17 protein-coding genes are annotated in these 20,068 nt (G+C 70.8%); 10 read left to right on the forward strand and 7 right to left on the reverse strand.

Going from position 1 to position 20,068, the window contains the following annotated elements; genetic code table 11:
* Nucleotides 1–5 precede the first annotated feature (5 nt).
* Nucleotides 6–272: a hypothetical protein gene (locus P3T41_RS26870; protein WP_280693094.1), complete on the forward strand. Its 267-nt coding sequence runs from the start codon at nt 6–8 to the stop codon at nt 270–272.
* 233 nt (nt 273–505) lie between these two features.
* On the opposite strand, the gene P3T41_RS26875 is transcribed toward P3T41_RS26870, so the two are convergent.
* From P3T41_RS26875 to P3T41_RS26900, 6 genes are all read right to left on the reverse strand, one after another.
* Nucleotides 506–1,333, reverse strand: coding sequence for a methyltransferase domain-containing protein (locus P3T41_RS26875; RefSeq protein WP_280693095.1), 828 nt, complete (start codon nt 1,331–1,333; stop codon nt 506–508).
* Nucleotides 1,334–1,578: 245 nt separating this feature from the next.
* Nucleotides 1,579–2,304 carry a FadR/GntR family transcriptional regulator gene (locus P3T41_RS26880; protein ID WP_280693096.1) on the reverse strand — a complete coding sequence of 242 codons (726 nt, stop codon included), beginning with the start codon at nt 2,302–2,304 and terminating at the stop codon, nt 1,579–1,581.
* Nucleotides 2,305–2,426: 122 nt separating this feature from the next.
* Nucleotides 2,427–5,420, reverse strand: a complete 2,994-nt coding sequence (locus P3T41_RS26885; protein ID WP_280693097.1) for a hypothetical protein — start codon at nt 5,418–5,420, stop codon at nt 2,427–2,429.
* A 75-nt stretch (nt 5,421–5,495) separates the two neighbouring features.
* Nucleotides 5,496–6,518, reverse strand: a complete 1,023-nt coding sequence (locus tag P3T41_RS26890; RefSeq protein ID WP_280693098.1) for an ABC transporter permease — start codon at nt 6,516–6,518, stop codon at nt 5,496–5,498.
* The gene (locus P3T41_RS26895) at nt 6,502–8,115 is read right to left on the reverse strand and encodes a sugar ABC transporter ATP-binding protein (RefSeq protein WP_280693099.1); all 1,614 of its coding nucleotides are present in this window, start codon (nt 8,113–8,115) and stop codon (nt 6,502–6,504) included. The genes P3T41_RS26890 and P3T41_RS26895 overlap by 17 nt, the downstream gene beginning before the upstream one ends.
* Before the next feature lie 91 nt (nt 8,116–8,206).
* Entirely contained in the window at nt 8,207–9,199 is a 993-nt protein-coding gene (locus P3T41_RS26900) for a sugar ABC transporter substrate-binding protein (RefSeq protein WP_280693120.1), read from the reverse strand.
* Nucleotides 9,200–9,556: 357 nt separating this feature from the next.
* Here P3T41_RS26900 and P3T41_RS26905 point away from each other — a divergent pair, with 357 nt between their 5' ends.
* The 9 genes from P3T41_RS26905 to P3T41_RS26945 are packed head-to-tail and all read left to right on the forward strand — an operon-like array spanning nt 9,557 to nt 17,611.
* Nucleotides 9,557–10,408, forward strand: coding sequence for a fumarylacetoacetate hydrolase family protein (locus tag P3T41_RS26905; protein ID WP_280693100.1), 852 nt, complete (start codon nt 9,557–9,559; stop codon nt 10,406–10,408).
* A 14-nt stretch (nt 10,409–10,422) separates the two neighbouring features.
* Nucleotides 10,423–11,757, forward strand: coding sequence for an L-fuconate dehydratase (locus P3T41_RS26910; protein WP_280693101.1), 1,335 nt, complete (start codon nt 10,423–10,425; stop codon nt 11,755–11,757).
* Nucleotides 11,757–12,530, forward strand: coding sequence for an SDR family oxidoreductase (locus tag P3T41_RS26915; RefSeq protein WP_280693102.1), 774 nt, complete (start codon nt 11,757–11,759; stop codon nt 12,528–12,530). The genes P3T41_RS26910 and P3T41_RS26915 overlap by 1 nt, the downstream gene beginning before the upstream one ends.
* 2 nt (nt 12,531–12,532) lie before the next feature.
* A complete protein-coding gene (locus P3T41_RS26920) occupies nt 12,533–13,540 on the forward strand; it encodes an aldo/keto reductase (RefSeq protein WP_280693121.1) in 1,008 nt (335 codons plus the stop codon).
* A gap of 13 nt (nt 13,541–13,553) precedes the next feature.
* On the forward strand, nt 13,554–14,306 hold the full coding sequence (locus P3T41_RS26925) for a (Fe-S)-binding protein (protein ID WP_280693103.1): 753 nt from the start codon (nt 13,554–13,556) through the stop codon (nt 14,304–14,306).
* Complete coding sequence (locus P3T41_RS26930) at nt 14,303–15,778, forward strand: LutB/LldF family L-lactate oxidation iron-sulfur protein (protein WP_280693104.1); 1,476 nt, start codon at nt 14,303–14,305, stop codon at nt 15,776–15,778. Before P3T41_RS26925 ends, P3T41_RS26930 begins: the two co-directional genes overlap by 4 nt.
* A complete protein-coding gene (locus P3T41_RS26935) occupies nt 15,775–16,428 on the forward strand; it encodes an LUD domain-containing protein (protein WP_280693105.1) in 654 nt (217 codons plus the stop codon). The genes P3T41_RS26930 and P3T41_RS26935 overlap by 4 nt, the downstream gene beginning before the upstream one ends.
* A gap of 2 nt (nt 16,429–16,430) precedes the next feature.
* On the forward strand, nt 16,431–16,742 hold the full coding sequence (locus tag P3T41_RS26940) for an L-rhamnose mutarotase (RefSeq protein ID WP_280693106.1): 312 nt from the start codon (nt 16,431–16,433) through the stop codon (nt 16,740–16,742).
* Entirely contained in the window at nt 16,739–17,611 is an 873-nt protein-coding gene (locus P3T41_RS26945) for an amidohydrolase family protein (protein WP_280693107.1), read from the forward strand. Before P3T41_RS26940 ends, P3T41_RS26945 begins: the two co-directional genes overlap by 4 nt.
* Before the next feature lie 18 nt (nt 17,612–17,629).
* Here P3T41_RS26945 and P3T41_RS26950 read toward each other — a convergent pair whose 3' ends face one another.
* On the reverse strand, nt 17,630–19,981 hold the full coding sequence (locus P3T41_RS26950) for a tetratricopeptide repeat protein (protein ID WP_280693108.1): 2,352 nt from the start codon (nt 19,979–19,981) through the stop codon (nt 17,630–17,632).
* Nucleotides 19,982–20,068 lie beyond the last annotated feature (87 nt).

Consider the following 20,068-nt stretch of genomic DNA (forward strand, 5'->3'; position numbering starts at 1 on the left):
GGCCGATGAACATCCCCCGGGCCCGCCGCGAAGGGCTGCGTGTCAAGGAGATCACCGACGGCCGCCTGGCCGTCTACGACGAAGACGCCGAGCAGGGACACCTGCTCAGCCCGCTGTGCGCCACCGTCTTCCACCTCGCCGACGGCACCCGGGCCCTCGCCGACCTCACCACGGCCGTCACCCGCACTCACGCGGCGGTCGACACCGCCGTCATCCGGCTCGCCCTCAGTGAACTGTACGTAGCCCACCTGCTCGACGCCCCGCCCGAGTAGCCCCACAACACCACCGCCCACGCCGGCCAGCGTCGCGGCTGGTTGGGCCGGCTCCACCCACACCATTCACTGCATAGACCGGTCAGCTGAATGCATAAACCGGTCACCCGGGCCTACCGAACCTCTTCCGTTGCAATCCGACAGCACATCGGCCAACGCGCGCCCGATCCGCCTCGGAGCGCGCGGATCATCGCACTTCGCGGAGATCATTTCGCTGGGAAGACCTCACTGCGTCAACGTGCGAAGTCGTACATGCCCTCAGCGTGCTTGGGCTTGCGTGCCTCGATCAGGGTCCGCGTCGAGTAGGTCACGAACGGCCCTTCGGCCACGATCTGCTGGTGCAGAGATCGAAGACGATCACGATAGCGCTCGACGGTGAAACCGGGTACGGCCCACACGACCTTGCGCAGAAAGTACACAACGGCACCGATGTCGAAGAATTCGACGCGCAGCCGCTCGAACCTGATGTCAACGACATCCAGGCCCGCCGATTTGGCCGCCTCGGCCTCGGCGTAAGGGTGCCGCCGGTTCTGTAGCTCCGTATCGCACGGAGCACCGAAGAACTCCGCCAGAGAAGCGAGGGTGTCCGGCCCAAGGTGCTGCGCGAAGTAAGCGCCACCAGGCTGGAGCACGCGGGCGATCTCCGCCCACCACACGGGGGAAGGGAGGCGGCTGGTGACCAGGTCGAACGACTCGTCACCGAATGGGAATGGTGGCTGATCCGGGTGTGGCACAACGGTCACACCGCGGGGTTGCAGTAACTTGGCGGCCCGCGCAAGGTTCGGCGGCCAGCCCTCCGTTGCCGCAGCGTAGGGCGGTAACCTGTACGCCAGCCGGCGCGCCCCGGCGAGCACTTCTCCGCCCCCGGTCTGTATGTCCAGGGCGGCCGATGCGGATGCCAAACGCGCGCTCATCAGCTTCTGATAACCCCAGGAAGGACGTTCCTCGCTTGCTCGCCCGTCGAGCCAGGAGAAATCCCAGCCGTCCACGCTGACGGAATCAGCCTCCTTCATGAGGTCTTCGAACGACCGAGCCGAGCCGATAGCGACTTCCTGTGTCATGATGTCGCATTCCCCTTTTCGACAAGACCAGCGCGGTTCACGTTCTCCGTCAAGGAGTCTCGACGCGCCGGGGCATCCAGGAGGCTGGAGCTTCCTGCGTCGTCTTTTTCCTATCCGGTTCATCCGGACACTGTCAAGACGGTTCATGAGGTGTGCTACCAGCTGGCCTTGCGAATATCGGGCAGGAATCGGGCCAGAAATACGCCTCGGGAGCGCCGGCTCGGTCGTGCCGGGCCACGGATCCGTCAGGCCGACGGGCCCTCCCCGCCGGCCAGTCGCTCGGGCGCCGTGCTGCGGGAGACCCCGCCGCCGGCCGCCCACTGCTCCACGGCCGCGACATGGGCCATCGCGGCGGCTGCGGCCAGCGGCGCGTCCCGGGTGGTCAAGGCGGCCAGGATGGCCTCGTGTTCGCGGTGGGCGGAGCTGAAGGCGGCGGCGGTGTCGATGCCCCGGATCAGTCGGACCCGCTGGGTGCGAGTCGAGACGATCTCCAGCAGCGTGGCCAGCACCGGGTTGCCGACCAGGCCGACGATGTGCCGGTGGAAGGCCATGTCCAACTCGATGAACTGCTCGGCCGTCTCGGCCTCGGCGCACTGGTCGAGGATCTCGCGCAGCACGGCGAGGTCCTCGTCGGTCACCTTGGCCGCCGCCAGCGAGGTGGCTTGCGGCTCCAACAGCCTGCGCACCTGGAGGAGTTGGACGGCGGCCGGGCCCTGGGAGACGTCGGAGGCGAAGGTGAGGCCGTCCAGCAGCAGGTGCGGTTCCAGGCTGGAGACGTAGGTGCCGTCGCCCTGCCGGGTGACCAGGATGCGCATCGCGACCAGCGCCCGCACGGCCTCGCGCAGCGAGTTGCGGGAGAGGCCGAGCGTCGCGGCCAGCGTCTCCTCCCTGGGGAGCCGCGAGCCCTCCGGGAGTTCGCCCGAGACGATCATGGCTTTGATCTTCTCGATCGCCTCGTCGGTGACCGCCATGGCGGGTGCCTCGTTTCGGGTTCGGTGGTATGCCGGTTCAAAGGTAGAGCAAGGTGAATCAGGTGTGGCAGCTCCGTGGCGCGCTGGTGGCGGCGGCGTCCGGGCCGCCGCCACCAGCGCGGTCAGTGGACGTCGAAGCGGTCCACCACCAGGTAGCTGCCGCCCGCCTTGGTGAGCGTCAGCGTGTGCCGGCCCGGCGCCAGGTTGCCGACACTGTAGAGCGTCTGCTGCGCCTGCCGGGTGGTGGTGACCGCGTTGACGCTGCCCTGGGCGGCGCCGTCCAGCGAGACGGTGATCTGGCCCTCGTCGGGAGCGGTCTCGGTCACGAAGCTGATGCCGGTGCCGACGAAGGTGACGCTCGCCGAGTCGCCGTCCGCCGTGGCGTAGTGCACGTCGTCGCCGTAGTCCCCGTCGCCGCGGCCGCCGGCGTAGCCCCACGAGCTGCCGGCGTAACTGATCGCCGGCGCCGTGTCGTTGTAGCTCGCCGCCACCTCGAAGCCGTCCAGGGTCGCGTAGGTTCCACTGCGCTTGACCACGTGCAGGGTGTGGCTGCCCAGCGGCAGGCCGGACGTGCTGTAGATGACCTGCTCGCCGAGTCGGGTCGGCGAGCTGGTGTCGACCAGGCCCTGCGAGACGCCGTCGATGAAGATCTCGTCCTGGCCCTGGTCGGAGTACTTCTCACCGAGCACCGAGATCCCGGTGCCGGTGAAGCCGACCGAGGCGGTGTCGCCGTTGGTGGTGGTGTAGTGGATGTCGTCGTTCAGGTCGCCGTTGCCGCGGAAGCCGAACTGCGCCCAGGAACCGGTATAGGTGACGGCCTGGTTGTCGTCGTTCAGCTGCCCGGTGAGCGGCTGGTAGGCCGGGCCCGGCCCGGCGGCGGCGATGATGGTCTGTGCCGCGGCGGGCCAGGCTCCGCCGCTGACCACGGTGGCCTGGTTGAAGGTGATGTTGCTGCCGTTGTTGTTGTAGGTCGCGTTGTCGGCGTAGTTGTCGTGCACGTCGATGTCGTGGATGGTGGGCGTCCACATGCCGAACCAGTTCTGCCCGCCGAACCGCGCCACGTTGTCGTGGCTGTTCCAGTACGAGCTGCCCTCGTCCTGGTAGAGCATGTTGTTGGTGTGGTTGCCACCCTCGACCAGGTTGCCCGCGAGGACCGAGGTCAGCGAGCCCCCGTCGCCACCCTGGCCGCCATTGGTGTAGATCGGGCCGCCGTCGCTCAGCACGCCCATCACGTCGTGCACGTGGTTGTCCAGGATCTGGTTGCCGCCGGCGTAGACGGTGCCGTGCCGGCAGGGGTTGGCCAGGCCCTGCTCGGCCTGCAGCGAGCAGCCGGAGGCGTAGCCCCAGCCCCAGCCGAGCGAGATGCCGGAGTACGGGGTGTGGCCGATGTCGTTGTGACTGATCGTCAGATTCCGGGTGTACCCGGCCCAGACGCCGACCGCGTCGCTGAAGTCCTGGCCGACGTGGTCGATCCAGTTCTGCGAGACGGTGTCGCCGCTGGTCATGCGGGTCGGGTCGGTGAGGTAGTAGTCGTCCACCTCGCCGACCGAGACGCCGCCGCCCGCGGTGTCGTGGATCCAGTCGCCGGTGACGGTGGAGTTCTGGGTGCCGTCGGCGAGGTCGATGCCGGTGCCGCCGGTGTGCGCGATCTCGTCACCGGTGAAGCTGATGTCGCTGCCCCGGTGCACCTGGACGGCGGCCGGGATCCGGGTCGGCGCGTGCGTGGTGGCGTCCCACAGTACGCCCGCCTGGTTGTCGACATAGCCGGCGGTGGACGGGAGTTGCCAGTTCGCGTAGGCGAAGGTGATGCCCTGGAAGCTGATGTCGTGCACCGGCGCCGGCGCGTCGGGGATCACGGTGAAGCCGTCGATCACCAGGTACTGGCCGCCGGTCTTGACCAGCTTCACGGTGTGCTGACGCTTGGTCAGGCCGCTGACGGAGGCGATCCGTTGCTGGGCGAGCCGGGTCGGGCCGTAGCCGGTGGCGCCCTGGACCTTGACGCCGTCCACGTAGACGTCGAAGCTGCCCTCGTCGCTGCTGACCTCACCGAGGACGTCGATCCCGGTGCCGGTGAAGGTGTAGCTCACCGAGTCGCCGTTGGCGGTGGCGGCGTGCACGTCGTTGCCGAGGTCGCCGTACGGGCGGCCGCTGTCGTAGCTCCAACTGGTGCCGCTGTACTGCGCGCCGGGGTCGGTGTCGTCGACCGGCGCCAGGTGTCCCGGGGTGCCGGCGAGATCGACCAGCGTGTCCAGCACCGGCAGCTCGACGTCGGCGGTCTTCAGGTCCTCGCCGGGTCGGGGTGCGTAGTAGAGGTAGCCGGCCTGGCTGTCGAGGTAGAACTGGCCCGGCTGGGTGAGCAGTTGGTAAGCGTTCTCCACCCAGCTGACACCGGAGAGCGCGGGCAGGCCGGCGCCGTTGAACGGGAAACCGGGGTCGGGCACCGCGCTGTAGTTGTTCGCGAAGCAGGTCGGGTCGACGTTCAGGCTCGAACCGCCGCTGCTGGTGGCCGTGATGCTCGCCAGCGGGCAGCGCATCTGCTTCCAGTCGGCGTTGTCGACGATCTCGACGCCGGACTGGTTGGTGAACGCGGCGTACGAGGGGTCGCTGCTGATGAAGCTCGAACCCTGCAAGGTGAAGCCGGGGTTGAGCGGGCCACGGGCCCGCTGGGCGCGCTCGCCGTTCACGAAGAGCTGCCGGCTCTGGGACCCGGCGGGGACTGCGGCCCGGTAGACGTTCTTGCCGCTGTCGAAGAGCGAGAACCCGGTGATCTGCTTGGCGCCGCTGAACACGGGCTTCTCGCCCGGGTAGGCGGCATAGACCACCTTGGCGCCGTTCTGGCCCGAGTCGGCGGGGCCGTAACTGAGCGGGCTGGTCAGGCGGTAGGTGCCACCGCGCAGGTAGACATGGGTGTCGGCGGTCTGGGTCCTGGCCAGGCCGCGCGCCTTCTGCTTGACGCCCTGCAGTGCGCAGGGCGCGGCCAGGGTGCAGCTGGTGCCCGAGCCGTGGGGGGCGGCGTAGAGCACCGTGGGGGTGGCGGCCCCGGCCTGGGTGGGAACCAGGCCGGGGGCCAGCAGCAGCGCGCCCACCACGGTGGCCGCGCGCCGGAGCAGGGTCATGACGCTCCTCGAAGGGGGGAAGTGCGAGGGGGACGGGCGAAAGGGGGCAGGCCATGGTCGCGCGGGGACGCGACCTCACTCCTGGGTCTCGCCCGAGGTGAACCGGGAGATGATCAGGGCGACGATGATGATCAGACCGTTCAGGAACTGGTTCCACAGCGGCGGCACGCCCGCCAGGGTCATGACGTTGACGACGAGTTGGAGCGTCAGCACACCGGTCAGCGCGCCGAACAGGGTGCCCCGGCCGCCGTTCAGGCTCACGCCGCCGATCACCGTGGCGGCGAACACCTGGAAGATCCAACCGCTGCCCTGGTCGGCCGAGATGGAGCCGTAGTGGCCGGTGTAGAGGATGCCCGCGAAGGCCGCGAGCAGCCCGCCGAGGATCAGCACCACCCAGGTCACCCGCTCGACCCGGATGCCGGCGGTGCGCGCCGCCTCGGGGTTGCCGCCGATCGCGTACAGCGCCCGCCCGTGCCGCAGCCAGGCCAGCGCGCAGCCGCCGAGCGCGAAGAGCAGTGCGCAGATCCACACCGCGGCCGGCACGCCGAACCAGGCCGCGCTGCCGAGGTAGCTGAAGGAGCTGGGCAGGTCGACGATCGACTGGCCCTGGGAGAGGGCCACTTGGAGACCGCGCAGCATGGTCAGGGCGCCGAGCGTGACGATGAAGCCGTTCAGCCGCAGCTTGAGGATCAGGAAGCCGTTGACCGCCCCGATCAGCGCGCCGGCCAGCAGGCAGAGCGGGATCGCCGTCCAACCGGGGAACAGGCCAAGGCCGTTGAACCGCCCGCCGTGGCTGGGCAGGACCAGCCAGATGGCGATGACCGGTGCCACGCCGATGGTCGACTCCAGCGACAGGTCCATCCGCCCGGAGATCAGGATCAGCGCCTCGGCGAGCACCAGCAGGCTCAGCTCGGTGGACTGCTGCGCAACCCCGATCAGGTTGGCCGAGGTCAGGAAGGCGGGCGAGACGATGAAGCCGATCACCCCGAGCACCAGCAGCACCGGGACCAGCGACAGATCGCGGTAGCGCTGGAGGTTCAGCTTGCGCCGGGGGCCGACGGCGAGCGGGGGGACAGCGCTTTCAGTCGTGGGAGACATGGTGGTCCTCTTCGATGGTGTCGTGGCCGCGCGCGGGGCCGGTGTGGTCGGACGCGGGGACGGCGGCGGCCCGGTCGTGCGCCATGCCCTCCATCGCGGCGACCAGGTGCTCGTCGCTCCAACCCGGCGCGAACTCGCCGGCGATCTCGCCGTGGAACATCGCCAGGACGCGGTCGCAGGAGCGCAGGTCGTCCAGCTCGTCCGAGACGATCAGGGCGGCTCGACCGGCCTGCGCCACCTGGCGGATCCGGGCGAGCAGGAACTCCTTGGACTTGACGTCCACGCCATTGGTGGGGCGGATCGCGACCAGCACGTGCGGGTCGGTGGCCAGCGCGCGGGCGATCACCACCTTCTGCTGGTTGCCGCCGGACAGCGCCGAGACGGGCGCGTCAGGGCCCGGGGTCTTGATGTCCAGGTCCTCGATCATCCGGCCGGCGAAGGCGGCGATCCGGGCGGGCAGCACGGTGCCGTACGGGCCGAGCTGGGAACTGACCGTCAGGGTCGCGTTCTCCGCCACGCTGCGCCCGGCGACCAGGCCCTGGCGGTGACGGTCCTCGGGGACCAGACCGACGCCGGCGGCCAGCGCCGACGGGATGTCACCGGTGCGCACCGCCTTGCCGGCCACACTGATCCGCCCGGAGCTCGGACGGTGCAGGCCGGCCAGCGTCTCGCCGAGCCGCACGTTGCCGCTCGCGGTCGCGCCGGCCAGGCCGACCACCTCGCCGGCCCGCACCGTGAGATCCACGTTCCGGTAGGCACCGGCCAGGGTCAGGCCGTCCACCGCCAGCAGTGTCTCGGTGGCGAGCGCGGGGCGGGCCACCGGCGCCGGTGCGGTGCTGGCAGCGCTCTCCCCCGTCATCGCCTCGACCAGCGCCGCCTGGTCCAGCTCTGCCACCGGGGCGGTGACGATGTGCCGGGCGTCCCGGTACACCGTGACGCTGGTGCAGAGCTCGTAGACCTCCTGAAGGTGGTGCGAGATGAACAGGAACGCGACGCCCTGCTCCTGCAGTTCCCGCAGCTTGCCGAAGAGCCGCTCGATGCCACGGGCGTCCAGCTTCGCGGTCGGCTCGTCCAGGATGATGAACCGGGCGCCGAACGAGAGCGCCCGGGCGATCTCGACGAACTGCCGCTGCTCCACGGTCAGGTCCTCGGCCCGGGCCGCCGGGTCGACCTCGACGCCGTAGCCGGTGAGCAGTTCGGCGGCCTGCTCGCGCAGTCGCCGCCAGCGGATCGGGCGCAGGCCGAACGCGGTCTGCCGGTTCGGACTCTGCCTGTTCAGGAAGAGGTTCTCGGCGACGCTCAGGCCGCCGATGATGGTGGAACGCTGGTACACGCAGGCGACCTTGGCGCGCCAGCCGTCGGTGTCACCGAAGGCCGGCGCCGGTGCGCCGGAGAAGCGCAGGGTGCCGGTGTCCGGCCGTTGCAGGCCGGTCAGGATCGAGACCAGCGTGGACTTTCCCGCGCCGTTGCGGCCGACCAGTGCGTGCGACTCGCCCGGCGCCACGGCGATTCGCGCCTCGCGCAGGGCGACGGTGGCGCCGAACCGCTTGGAGATCCCGCTGGCCTCGACCACCGGGACGGGTGTGCTCTCCGGCATCGTGCAGCCTGTCCTTTCCTCGTCGTGCTTGGAGCTCGTCGTGCTTGGAGCTCGGCCTGCCTGGAACTCGTCGTCCTTGGAGCAGCGTGTCTCAGTGCGAGACGTTGTTGCCCCACAGGCTCTTGTCGTCCACGTTGTCCTTGGTCACCAGCGGCGCGGGCAGTTGGTCCTCCAGGCCGTTGGGGAGCTTGATGATGGTGGAGTTGTGGTCGGTCGGGCCGGGCTGGAAGGTCTTGCCCTGGGTGGCCGCCTCGGCGTAGTACAGCGCGTACTTGGCGTAGAGGTCGGCGGGCTGCGAGATGGTGGCGTCGATCTGGCCCTGCCGGATCGCGTCGAACTCCTGCGGGATGCCGTCGTTGGAGATGATGCTGATGTGGCCCGGCTGGCCGGCCGGCTTGAGCAGGCCCTTCTGCTGGAGCAGGGCGATGGTCGGCTGCAGGAAGACGCCGCCGGCCTGCATGTAGATGCCGTTCAGGTCGGGATTCTGCGCGAGGGTGGTCTGCAGCTTGCTGGAGGCGACCGAGCCGTCCCAGTTGGTGGGCAGCGCGAAGACCTGGATGCCGGGGTAGTTCTGCTTCATGCAGTCGGCGAACGCCTCCGAGCGGTCGCGTCCGTTGATCGAGGTGAGGTCGCCTTCGAACTCGGCGACCTTGCCCTTGCCGCCCAGCTGCTTGCCGAGGAACTGGCAGGCCTCGGTGCCGTAGGCGCGGTTGTCGGCGCGCACCACCATGTACACGTTGCCCTTGTCGGGTCTGGTGTCCACGCTGACCACCGGGATCTTCTTCGCGGCCAGTTGGTCCAGCGTGGAGGCGATCGCACCGGTGTCCTGCGGCGCCATCACGACCGCCTTGGCCCCGGTGTTCTCGAAGGCCTGGACGTTGGCGACCAGCTTGGTCACGTCGTTCTGCGAGCTGCTGATCGGCAGCGTGTGGGCGCCGTCGCCGCTGACGTCGGCCTTGAGGTACTGCGCGTAGGAGTTCCAGAAGTCGGAGTCCGAGCGCGGCAGATCGATGCCGATGGCCGGCTTGGCGGAGGCGGAACCGCTGCCGCCACCACGGCCGCAGCCGGTGGCGAGCCCGATCAGCAGGACTGCCGCACCGAGGGTGGCCGCACTCCGGGAGAGGGTGGTCTGCACGTTCTGACTCCTTCTAACATCCGAGGTTTGTCGGCTTCGGCAGGAGCTGGGTCACACGGCCTGGAAGGCACGCGACGTGGCGCACCTGCACGGAGGTGGCCGGGCCGGTGATTCATCGGGTGAATCCCCGGCTCCGTGGACGCTAGACCCTGCATCCGGCCCCCGCAAGAGGCCTGACGGTAGCTTTTCGCCCGGCTTCGGACTGACGGGCCGAAAGACCTCGGATGAATCCCTTGCCCTCCGTGGTGACGACTCGTAGAGTCCAGCTCCACGACAGCAATCATCCGATGTATGGGAGCCCTCCCGATGAAGTTGATGCGTCTGGGACCGATCGGTGCCGAGCGGCCCGCGGTACTCACCGCCGATGGCCGCGGCTACGACGCCTCGTCCGTCACCGCCGAGTTCGACGGCCGCTTCCTGGCCGCCGACGGCATCGCCCGGCTGCGCGCCGCCCTGGCGGCCGGCCTGCTGCCCGAGCTGGCCCTGGACGGCCTGCGGGTGGGCGCGCCGGTGGCGCGCCCCGGCAAGGTGGTCTGCATCGGCCTCAACTACCGCGACCACGCGCAGGAGACCGGTGCGGCGATCCCGCAGCGCCCGGTGGTCTTCATGAAGGACCCGGGCACCGTGGTCGGCCCGTACGACGAGGTGCTGATCCCCCGGAACTCCCGGAAGACCGACTGGGAGGTCGAGTTGGCCGTGGTGATCGGGCGGCGGGCCCGCTACCTGGACTCCCCCGCGAGTTCGGTCGAGCACATCGCCGGCTACACGATCAGCAACGACGTCTCGGAGCGCGAGTTCCAGCTCGAGTTCTCGGGACAGTGGGACCTCGGCAAGTCCTGCGAGACGTTCAACCCGCTCGGCCCCTACCTCGTGACGCCGGACGAGATCCCCGACCCGCAGGCACTGGAACTGCGCCTGTCGGTGGACGGGACCGCCCGCCAGCACAGCAGCACCAAGCAGATGATCTTCAACGTCCCCTACCTGGTCTGGTACTTGAGCCAGTACCTGGTCCTGGAACCCGGTGATGTCATCAACACCGGCACCCCGGCCGGCGTCGCGCTCGGCCTGCCCGATCAGCCGTACGTCCGCCCCGGCCAGCGTGTCGAGTTGGCGATCGACGGCCTCGGCAGCCAGCGCCAGACCTTCGTCCAAGCCTGAGAGAGGACCGCCCTGTGGCCGCCGTCGCCCGGATCACCGCCGTGGACACCTACGACATCCGCTTCCCCACCTCGCGGGAGCTGGACGGGTCGGACGCCATGAACCCCGACCCGGACTACTCGGCCGCCTATCTGGTGCTGCGCACCGACGCGGGCGACGGGTTGGAGGGACACGGCTTCAGCTTCACCATCGGGCGCGGCAACGACGTCCAGGTCGCGGCGATCAACGCGCTGCGCCAGCACGTCATCGGCCTGCCGGTGGCCGAACTCTGCGCGGACCCGGCCTCGTTGAACCGGACGCTGGTCGGTGACAGCCAACTGCGCTGGCTCGGCCCCGAGAAGGGCGTGATGCACATGGCGATCGGCGCCGTGGTCAACGCCGTCTGGGACCTGGCCGCCAAGCGCGAGGGCAAGCCGCTCTGGCGGCTGCTGGCCGACGCCACCCCCGAATGGTTGGTCTCGCAGGTCGATTTCCGTTATCTCACCGATGCTCTGACGCCTGATCAGGCACTCGAACTGCTCCAGCGGGGGCGGTCGGGCCGGGTCGAGCGCGAGGCCCGGCTGCTGCGGGTGGGCTATCCCGGCTACACCACCTCCCCCGGCTGGCTCGGCTACTCCGACGAGAAGCTCACCCGGCTCGCCCAGCAGGCGCTGGCCGACGGCTTCACCCAGATCAAGCTCAAGGTCGGCGCCGACCTGGCGGACGACATCCGCCGCTGCCGGGCCGCCCGCACCGCGGTCGGTCCGGACATCCGGCTGGCGATCGACGCCAACCAGCGCTGGAACGTGGCCGAGGCGATCACCTGGACCAAGGCGCTGGCCGAGTTCGACCCGTACTGGATCGAGGAGCCGACCAGCCCCGACGACGTGCTCGGGCACGCGGCGATCCGCACCGGGGTGGCCCCGATCAAGGTCGCGACCGGTGAGCACGTGCAGAACCGGATCGTCTTCAAGCAGTTGCTCCAGGCCGGATCGATCGACGTGCTGCAGCTGGACGCGGCCCGGGTCGGCGGGGTCAACGAGAACCTCGCGATCCTGCTGCTGGCCGCCAGATTCGGCGTGCCGGTCTGCCCGCACGCGGGCGGTGTGGGATTGTGCGAACTGGTCCAGCACCTCTCGATGTTCGACTACCTGGCACTCTCCGGGAGCACCGAGGACCGGGTGATCGAGTACGTCGACCACCTGCACGAGCACTTCCTGGCCCCGGTGACGATGGAGCGCGGCCACTACCGCGCGCCGCGCGAGCCCGGCTTCTCGGCGCAGATGCTGCCGGAGTCGATCGCCCGCTTCAGCTACCCGGACGGCGGCTTCTGGGCCGCCGACCTCGCCCGTACGGAAGGAACTCATTGATGACGGACTTCACCGGCCTGCGCGCCCTGGTCACCGGCGGCGCCTCCGGCATCGGCCGGGCCACCGCGCTGCTGCTCGCCGAACGCGGCGCCGAGGTGGCGGTACTGGACCTCGCGGTCGACACCGTGGACAAGCCGCTGCACGGCCTGGCCGCCGACCTGCGCGACGACGCGTCGGTGCGGGCGGCGGTGGGGCAGGCAGCCGAACTGCTGGGCGGGCTCGACGTACTGGTCAACAACGCCGGGATCGGCGCGATCGGGACGGTGGAGGGCAACCCGGACGACGAGTGGCACCGGGTGCTGGACGTCAACGTGCTCGGCCTGGTCCGGGCCAGTCGCGCCGCGTTGCCGCACCTTCGGCACTCCGTCCTGTCCCGCCCGGGGCGGACCGCCGCGATCGTCAACACCTGCTCGATCGCCGCGACCGCCGGGCTGCCGCAGCGGGCGCTGTACTCGGCGAGCAAGGGCGCGGTGCTCTCGCTGACCCTGGCGATGGCCGCCGACCACGTCCGCGAGGGCATCCGGGTCAACTGCGTCAACCCCGGCACCGCCGACACCCCGTGGGTGGGGCGGTTGCTGGACGCCGCCGAGGACCCGGCGGCGGAGCGGGCCGCGCTCAACGCCCGGCAGCCGATGGGCCGGCTGGTCAGCGCCGAGGAAGTGGCCGCCGCGATCGTCTACCTGGCGAGCCCGGCGGCAGGCTCGGTCACCGGCACGGCGCTGGCCGTGGACGGCGGGATGCAGGGGCTGCGCCTGCGGCCCGCCGAGTCGTGACGGTGCTGGAACCGGGCACCGCGCGGCGGCTCGGGCGCAGCGGCGTCGCGGTGAGCGCGCTCTCCTTCGGTGCCGCGGCGATCGGCAACCTGTTCAGCCCGGTCGGCGAGCAGGACGCGGCGGCGGCCGTCGAGGCGGCCTGGGCGAGCGGCATGCGCTACTTCGACACCGCGCCGCACTACGGCCTCGGGCTTTCCGAGCGCCGGCTGGGCGAGGTGCTGCGGGGGCACCCGCGCGCGGAGTACGCGCTTTCCACCAAGGTGGGCCGGCTGCTCGATCCGCTCGCCGAGCCCGACGGCGACGACCTGGCGAACGGTTTCGCGGTGCCGGCCACCCACCGGCGCCGCTGGGACTTCAGCGCGGACGGCGTGCGGCGCTCGATCGAGGCCAGCCTGACCCGGCTCGGCCTGGACCGGATCGACCTGGTCTACCTGCACGATCCGGACGACCACGCCGAGCAAGCGCTTTCCGAGGCCTATCCGGCGCTGGCCCGGCTGCGCGACGAAGGCGTGGTCGGCGCGATCGGCGCCGGCATGAACCAGGCCGAGCTGCTCACCCGGTTCGTCCGGGAGACCGACCTGGACGCCGTGCTGCTGGCCGGGCGCTACACGCTGCTGGACCAGCACGGCCTGGCCGAGCTGCTGCCCGAGGCCGGGCGGCGCGGGGTCTCGGTGGTGATCGGCGGGGTGTTCAACTCCGGCCTGCTGGCCGACCCGACGCCGCAGGCCACCTTCGACTACGCGACCGCGCCGGCGCCGCTGCTGGACCGGGCGCTGCGGCTGAAAGCGCTTGCCGAGCGGCACGGCGTGCCGCTGCGGGCGGCGGCGCTGCAATTCCCGTTCGGGCACCCGGCGGTGGCCGGCGTGCTGGTCGGTCTGCGCTCCGCCGCTCAGGCGCAGGACGCCGCGGCGATGCTACGCCTGCCCGTTCCTGACGCACTGTGGGAGGATCTGCGCGCCACCGGTCTGCTGGCCGCAGACGTACCGGTCCCGGGGACGGAGAGCTCATGAGAACGGAGGGGCCATGCGGGTAGCCCTGTTCATCACCTGCTTCAACGACACGCTCTTTCCCGAGACCGGCCGGGCGGTGGTCAGCCTGCTGGAACGGCTGGGCCACCAGGTCGACTTCCCCCTCGGGCAGACCTGCTGCGGGCAGCCGCAGTTCAACACCGGCTACCGCCCCGAGGCGCTGCCGCTGGTCCGCCGCTTCGCCGGGGCCTTCGCCGGCTACGACGCCGTGGTCACCCCGTCCGGCTCCTGCGCCGGGATGGTGCGGGAGAACCACCCGCTGCTGGCCGCCGACGACCCCGGCCTGCGCCGGGCGGTCGAGGAGGTGGCGCCGAAGGTGTACGAGCTGTCCGAGTTCCTGGTGGACGTGCTCGGGGTGACCGACGTCGGCGCCTACTACCCGCACCGGGTCACCTATCACCCCACCTGCCACTCGCTGCGGATGCTGCGGGTTGGCGACCGGCCGCTGCGGCTGCTGCGCGCGGTCAAGGGCATCGAGCTGGTGGAACTGCCGGGCGCCGAGGAGTGCTGCGGCTTCGGCGGCACGTTCGCGGTGAAGAACCCGGACGTCTCGGCCGCCATGCTGGCCGACAAGATGCGCCAGGTGCTGGACACCCGGGCCGAGGTGCTCACCGCCGGCGACAACTCCTGCCTGATGCACATCGGCGGCGGCCTCGGCCGCCTGCGCACCGGCATGCGCACCGTGCACCTGGCCGAGATCCTGGCCGCGACCGAAGGACCGGCTTCGACCGAAGGAGGGGCGCGATGAGCGACGGTCTGGTCTGGCTCGGCACGCCGGCCTTCCCACAGGCTGCCCGGAAAGCGCTCACCGACACCCAACTGCGCCGCAATCTGCGCAAGGCGACCGGGACGATCCGCGACAAGCGGCTGCGGGTCTCCGCCGAGCTGGACGACTGGGAGCAGCTGCGGGACAGCGCCGCCGCGCTGAAGCTCCGCACGCTGCGCCATCTCGACCGGTACCTGGAGCAGTTGGAGGCTTCGGTCACCGCCGCCGGCGGCACCGTGCACTGGGCCGCCGACGCGGCCGAGGCCAACCGGATCGTCGTCGAGCTGGTGAAGGCCACCGGTGGCCCGGACGGGGGAACGCGTGAGGTGGTCAAGGTCAAGTCGATGGCCACCCAGGAGATCGGGCTGAACGAGGCGCTGGCCGCCGAGGGCATCGCCGCCTACGAGACCGATCTCGCCGAGCTGATCGTCCAGTTGGCCGACGACCGCCCCTCGCACATCCTGGTGCCCGCGATCCACCGCAACCGCGCCGAGATCCGCGAGATCTTCCGCACCAGGATGGCCGACGTGCCCGCCGAACTGACCGACGAGCCGCGCGCGCTGGCCGAGGCGGCCCGACTGCACCTGCGCGAGAAGTTCCTGCGCGCCAAGGTCGCCATCTCCGGCGCCAACTTCGCGGTGGCCGAGACCGGCACCGTGCTGGTGGTGGAGTCCGAGGGCAACGGCCGGATGTGCCTGACCCTGCCGGAGACCCTGATCACCGTGATGGGCGTCGAGAAGGTGGTGCCGAGCTTCGCCGACCTGGAGGTCTTCCTCCAGTTGCTGCCGCGCTCCGCGACCGGCGAGCGGATGAACCCCTACACCTCGGCCTGGACGGGCGTCCACGAAGGTGACGGACCGTCAACTTTCCATCTGGTGCTGCTGGACAACGGTCGCACCGCCACCCTGGCCGACCAGGTCGGCCGTCAGGCGCTCGGCTGCATCCGCTGTTCGGCCTGCCTGAACGTCTGCCCGGTCTACGAGCGGGTCGGCGGCCACGCGTACGGGTCGGTCTACCCCGGACCGATCGGCGCCATCCTGACCCCGCAGCTCGCCGGGGTGGGTCGTGGCAGCGAGGACGGGGCGGACTCGCTGCCCTTCGCCTCCACGCTCTGCGGGGCCTGCTACGACGCCTGCCCCGTGAAGATCAACATTCCCGAGGTGCTGGTGCACCTGCGGGCCAAGGTGGTCGACGCCAAGCGCGGGCGGACCGTGCCCACCATGGAGTCGCTGGTGATGCGGGCGGCCACCCAGGTGCTGGCCGCACCGGGCCGCCTCAGCATGGCCCAGAAGGCCGGCGCGCTCGGCGGCCGGCTGGTCGGGCGCGGCGGCCGGATCGGCCCGCTGCCCGGCCCCTTCCACGCCTGGTCCGACACCCGCGACCTGCCGGTGCCGCCGGCCGAGTCCTTCCGCGCCTGGTGGCAGCGGACGCACCCCGAGGAGACCGGCCGGTGAGCAGCCGCGAGACCATGTTGGGCCGGATCCGCGCCGCCCTCGCGGACGTGCCGGCCGAGGAACGACCCGAGGATGTCCCGGTGCCGCGCGACTACCGGCGCAGCCACGCCGGGGCGGATGTGGTCGGCCGGTTCGCCGAGCGGGTGGCCGACTACCAGGCCACCGTGCGGCTGGTCGCCGAGCCGGAGCTGGCGGCGGCGCTCGGCGCGGCGCTGACCGAACGGGGCGCACGGCAGGTGGTGGTGCCCGAGGGCTTCCGCGCCGAGTGGCTGCCGGCCGGCCCGTTCACCGTACTCTCCGACGACCCGCAGCTGACCACCGGTCAGCTCGACGCGACCGACGCGGTGTTGTCGACCGCCGCGCTCGGCATCGCGGAGACCGGCACCCTGGTCCTGGACGGCGGTCCGGGCCAGGGCCGCCGCGCGCTGACGCTGCTGCCCGACTACCACCTGTGCGTCCTGCGGGCCGACCAGGTGGTCGGCGACCTGCCCGAGGCGCTCGAACGGCTGGACCCGCGGCGCCCGTTGACCTTCATCTCCGGCCCCTCGGCCACCAGCGACATCGAACTGGACCGCGTCGAGGGCGTGCACGGACCGCGCACGCTGGACGTGGTCGTCGTCACCGAGCCCGGTCGGTCCAAGGAGGAGTAGCCATGCGGATAGCCCTGCACACCCGGGTCCGGGCCGACCGGATAGCCGAGTACGAGGACGCCCACCGGGCCGTGCCCGAGGAGCTGACGGCCGCCATCCGCGCGGCCGGGGTGCACTCCTGGACGATCTGGCGCAGCGGCACCGAGCTGTTCCACCTGCTGGACTGCGAGGACTACGGGCGCCTGCTGGCGGAGTTGGAGCAGCTGCCGGTCAACATCGCCTGGCAGGCCCGGATGGCCGAACTGCTGGACGTGGTGCACGACTACTCGGCCGAGGGCGCCGGGGCGGGGCTGCCGGTGGTGTGGCAGCTGTGAGCACACCACCGATCGTCGACGCGCACCACCACCTGTGGGACCTGTCGGTGCGCGACCAGGACTGGTTGGTCGGCCCCGAACTCGCCCCGCTGCGACGGAACTTCTCACTGTCCGACCTGGCGCCCGAGGCCGCCGCCGCAGGGGTCGGCGCCAGCGTGCTGGTGCAGACCGTCACGGTGGCGGCGGAGACGCCGGAGTTCCTCGCGCTCGCGGCCGGCAGCCCCCTGGTGGCGGGGGTGGTGGGCTGGACCGACCTCACCTCCCCCGCGATCGCCGAGGTGCTGGCCGAGCTGCGCGAACTGCCGGGCGGCGAAGCCCTGGTGGGCATCCGGCATCAGGTGCAGGGCGAGCCGGACCCGAACTGGCTGCTGCGCCCCGAGGTACTGCGCGGCCTGGCCGCGCTGGCGGACGCCGACCTGGCCTACGACCTGGTGGTGCTGCCGCACCAACTGCCGGCCGCGATCGCCGCCGCCCGACTCCTGCCGCAACTCACCTTCGTCCTCGACCACCTGGGCAAACCACCCATCTCAACCGGCGAGTTGGCGCCCTGGGTCGACCTGGTCCGCGAGCTGGCCGCACTGTCGAACACGGTGGCGAAGCTCTCCGGGCTGGTCACCGAGGCGCACTGGGCCAACTGGACGATGGCCTCGCTGCGCCCGTACGCGCAGGCGGCGATCGACGCCTTCGGACCCCGGCGGCTGATGTTCGGCTCCGACTGGCCGGTCTGCCTGCTCGCCGCCTCCTACGGCACGGTACTGTCCACCGCCCGCACTCTGACCGCCGGCCTCAGCGCGGACGAGCAGGCCGAACTCTTCGGCGGGACGGCCCGGCGGACCTACCGCCTCGGTCGATCGCGCAAGGCCACGTAACTGCCGCTGCGGCGGCTGTTACGGGTACTTGCCACCGACTGATCCAGCCTGCGGCAGCAGAACCTCCCAACGCTCTGCGATCCGCCCGTCCGGCTCCCACCCGAACTGCCTCAGTCTCGTCCCCTCGTCAGCCCGTCCCACTTGTTCCAGCAGCTCGGCGGCCTCGCGCAGGGCGCCAGGGTGGCCGGCGTCGGCGGCGCGCTGGTACCAGGCGAGCGCCTCCTCAAGTCTCCCTGCCTGCTTGAGTAGCCAGGCCGCCTCGGCCAGCGCCTCCGAGTCGCCCGCGTCGGCGCGTGACCGCATCCAGATGAGTGCCTCCTGCGCATGTCGGGCCTGATCTGGCCCAATCACCTGCCCCAGGGCTCCCAGGTCGCCAGCCTGCGCGGCGCGTTGGTACCAGGGGAGTGCTTCGTCGAAACGCCCCGCCTGCTCCAGGACCCAGGCCAGTCGGACTACGGCACCGGGTTCGCCGGCTTCGGCGGCGCGCTGGTACCACAGGGCCGCTTCGTCAAACCGGCCCAACCGCCCCAGTAATCTGGCCACCCGGACTACGCCGCCGGGGTGGCCGGCGTCGGCGGCGCGCTGGTAGCAGATGAGTGCCTCCTCCCTCCGACCCGCCTGATCCAGCCGCTCAGCCGCCCTCCACACGGCTCTGGCATCACCGGCGTCCCCGAAGGGCCGCAGGCCGGCGAGTGTTTCCTCGGTCCACCCAGTTCCTTCCAACCGGTCGGCGGCCTCCCGGAGGGCGTCGGGGTCGCCGGCCTCGACCGCGCGTAGGTACCAGTTGCGCGCCTCGTCAGATCGCCCTGCCTCATCCAGGCGCCTGGCCACCCGCACCAGGGCGCTGGTGTCACCGGCGGCGGCTGCGCTGGTGTCGAGGCGAGCAGCGATGCGCAGGAGGCCGCGGTTGTCGGCTGCTTGGGCGAGGCTGGTGCGGAAGGTCGGGGTGGCGTGGTCGATGAGGGCGTTCCACAACGCGGTGGGGACAGGAGTGGTGCGCCGGGTCTGTCGGGCGTGTTGTTCGAGGAAGTCAGCGAGCCGGTAGTGCGGCTGGGAGCGGGGCGGTTGGCTGCGGCGAGGGCGGATTCGGGTAAGCGGACCACGGGCGCCGCGGAGGCTCTGAGTGGTGTAGACGATGGCTTGGTCGAGCCAGTTATCGGGTAACTGGTCCCACTGGGTGTCGGTGAGGTAGCCCTCGGCCGCCGAAGCGAGCAAGTCGTGGGGCAGAGAAGGGCCGTGTCCGAGGCGCAGGGCATCCATTGCTGCCTCGATCAGGGCCTTCGCGGCCGGGGCCCCGGTCTGATAGCGCTCGATCAGGGCCGGGCCTCCGGCGAGGTACTGGGTGATCTGCCCCTGTTCCGCGCGCTCGACCGCCTGCGCGAGGCGCGGATCACGGTCGGCCGCAGCGCTCAGGGCATCCAGGTCCGGGCCGGTGAAGACGTCCGGTACGTCGACGACGGTGCTGACGGAGGTGAGCAGGGCGCGGGCCTGCGTGTGCGGATCGGCCTCGCCGTCGTGGGGAGGGGAGGTCAGTGCCGCCCAGTACTCGGGCCACACGGTTCCCAGGATCAACACCGGTCCGCGGTCGGTGTCCTGTAGCAGGGTGCGCAGCTTGGCGGCCAGCCGTTCGCCGAGTCCGGTGGCAGGAGTGAGCAGGTAGTGCTGGGTTTCGTTGAGCCAGACAACGGTCCGCGGCCCGACCTGGTCCATTCCCTCCAGAGCGGCTTCGGACCGGCCGGGATCGAAGGGGTGCCACAACCGCCACTCTGCGGGCAGTGCCTGAACCAGTTCCCAGCAAGCCCGAGTCTTGCCTGAGGACGATCCACCTACCAACACGGCCATCGCGCTCCTGCCCTCGGTAGCCCACCTGATGACGGTTCGCAGTTGCTCGTCATGCGCGCGAGCGACGTAGCGCGGCAGCGCCGGTAGTTCGGACCCGGCGTGGATCGGCGCGACCTCGATCGACCGGTGTACCTCCAGGGCGAACGGATCGGTGAACGTACCGATCGGCAGGCCCATCGGCTCGGTCATCAGGGCCTTGACCCACAACTCCCTGATCCGCACGGCCAGATCGCTCTCATCCCAGCCGGCACGGCGGGCGAGCACGACGGCGACGGCGACCGTGTCAGGCTGGCTGGCCGGTAGCTCCGGTGAACTGATACAGCGCCGGACGGTGTCGCGGCGCGGCGCCCCTGCCAAGTCGTGACGGTCAGCGGTATCCGCGGCGATCTCCTCCAGAGTCGGGGCCTCAGCTGCCAGATACGCCTTGTACAACAGGTCCTTCAGGTCCCGTAACGGCCCCGGCCGTACTTGCGCCCGCTGCAACAACCGCGGCCGCTTCACCGAGCCGCCCCTCTCGTCGCTACTCATCGCTTCATTATCCTCCGCCCGGCTGCGCTCCCTGTCCTGGCCCGCACCGGTGCCGCTGCGCACCCCGGTCCTGTCGCAACTGGGCGT

This window comes from Kitasatospora sp. GAS204B, assembly GCF_029892155.1.
Taxonomy (GTDB): domain Bacteria; phylum Actinomycetota; class Actinomycetes; order Streptomycetales; family Streptomycetaceae; genus Kitasatospora.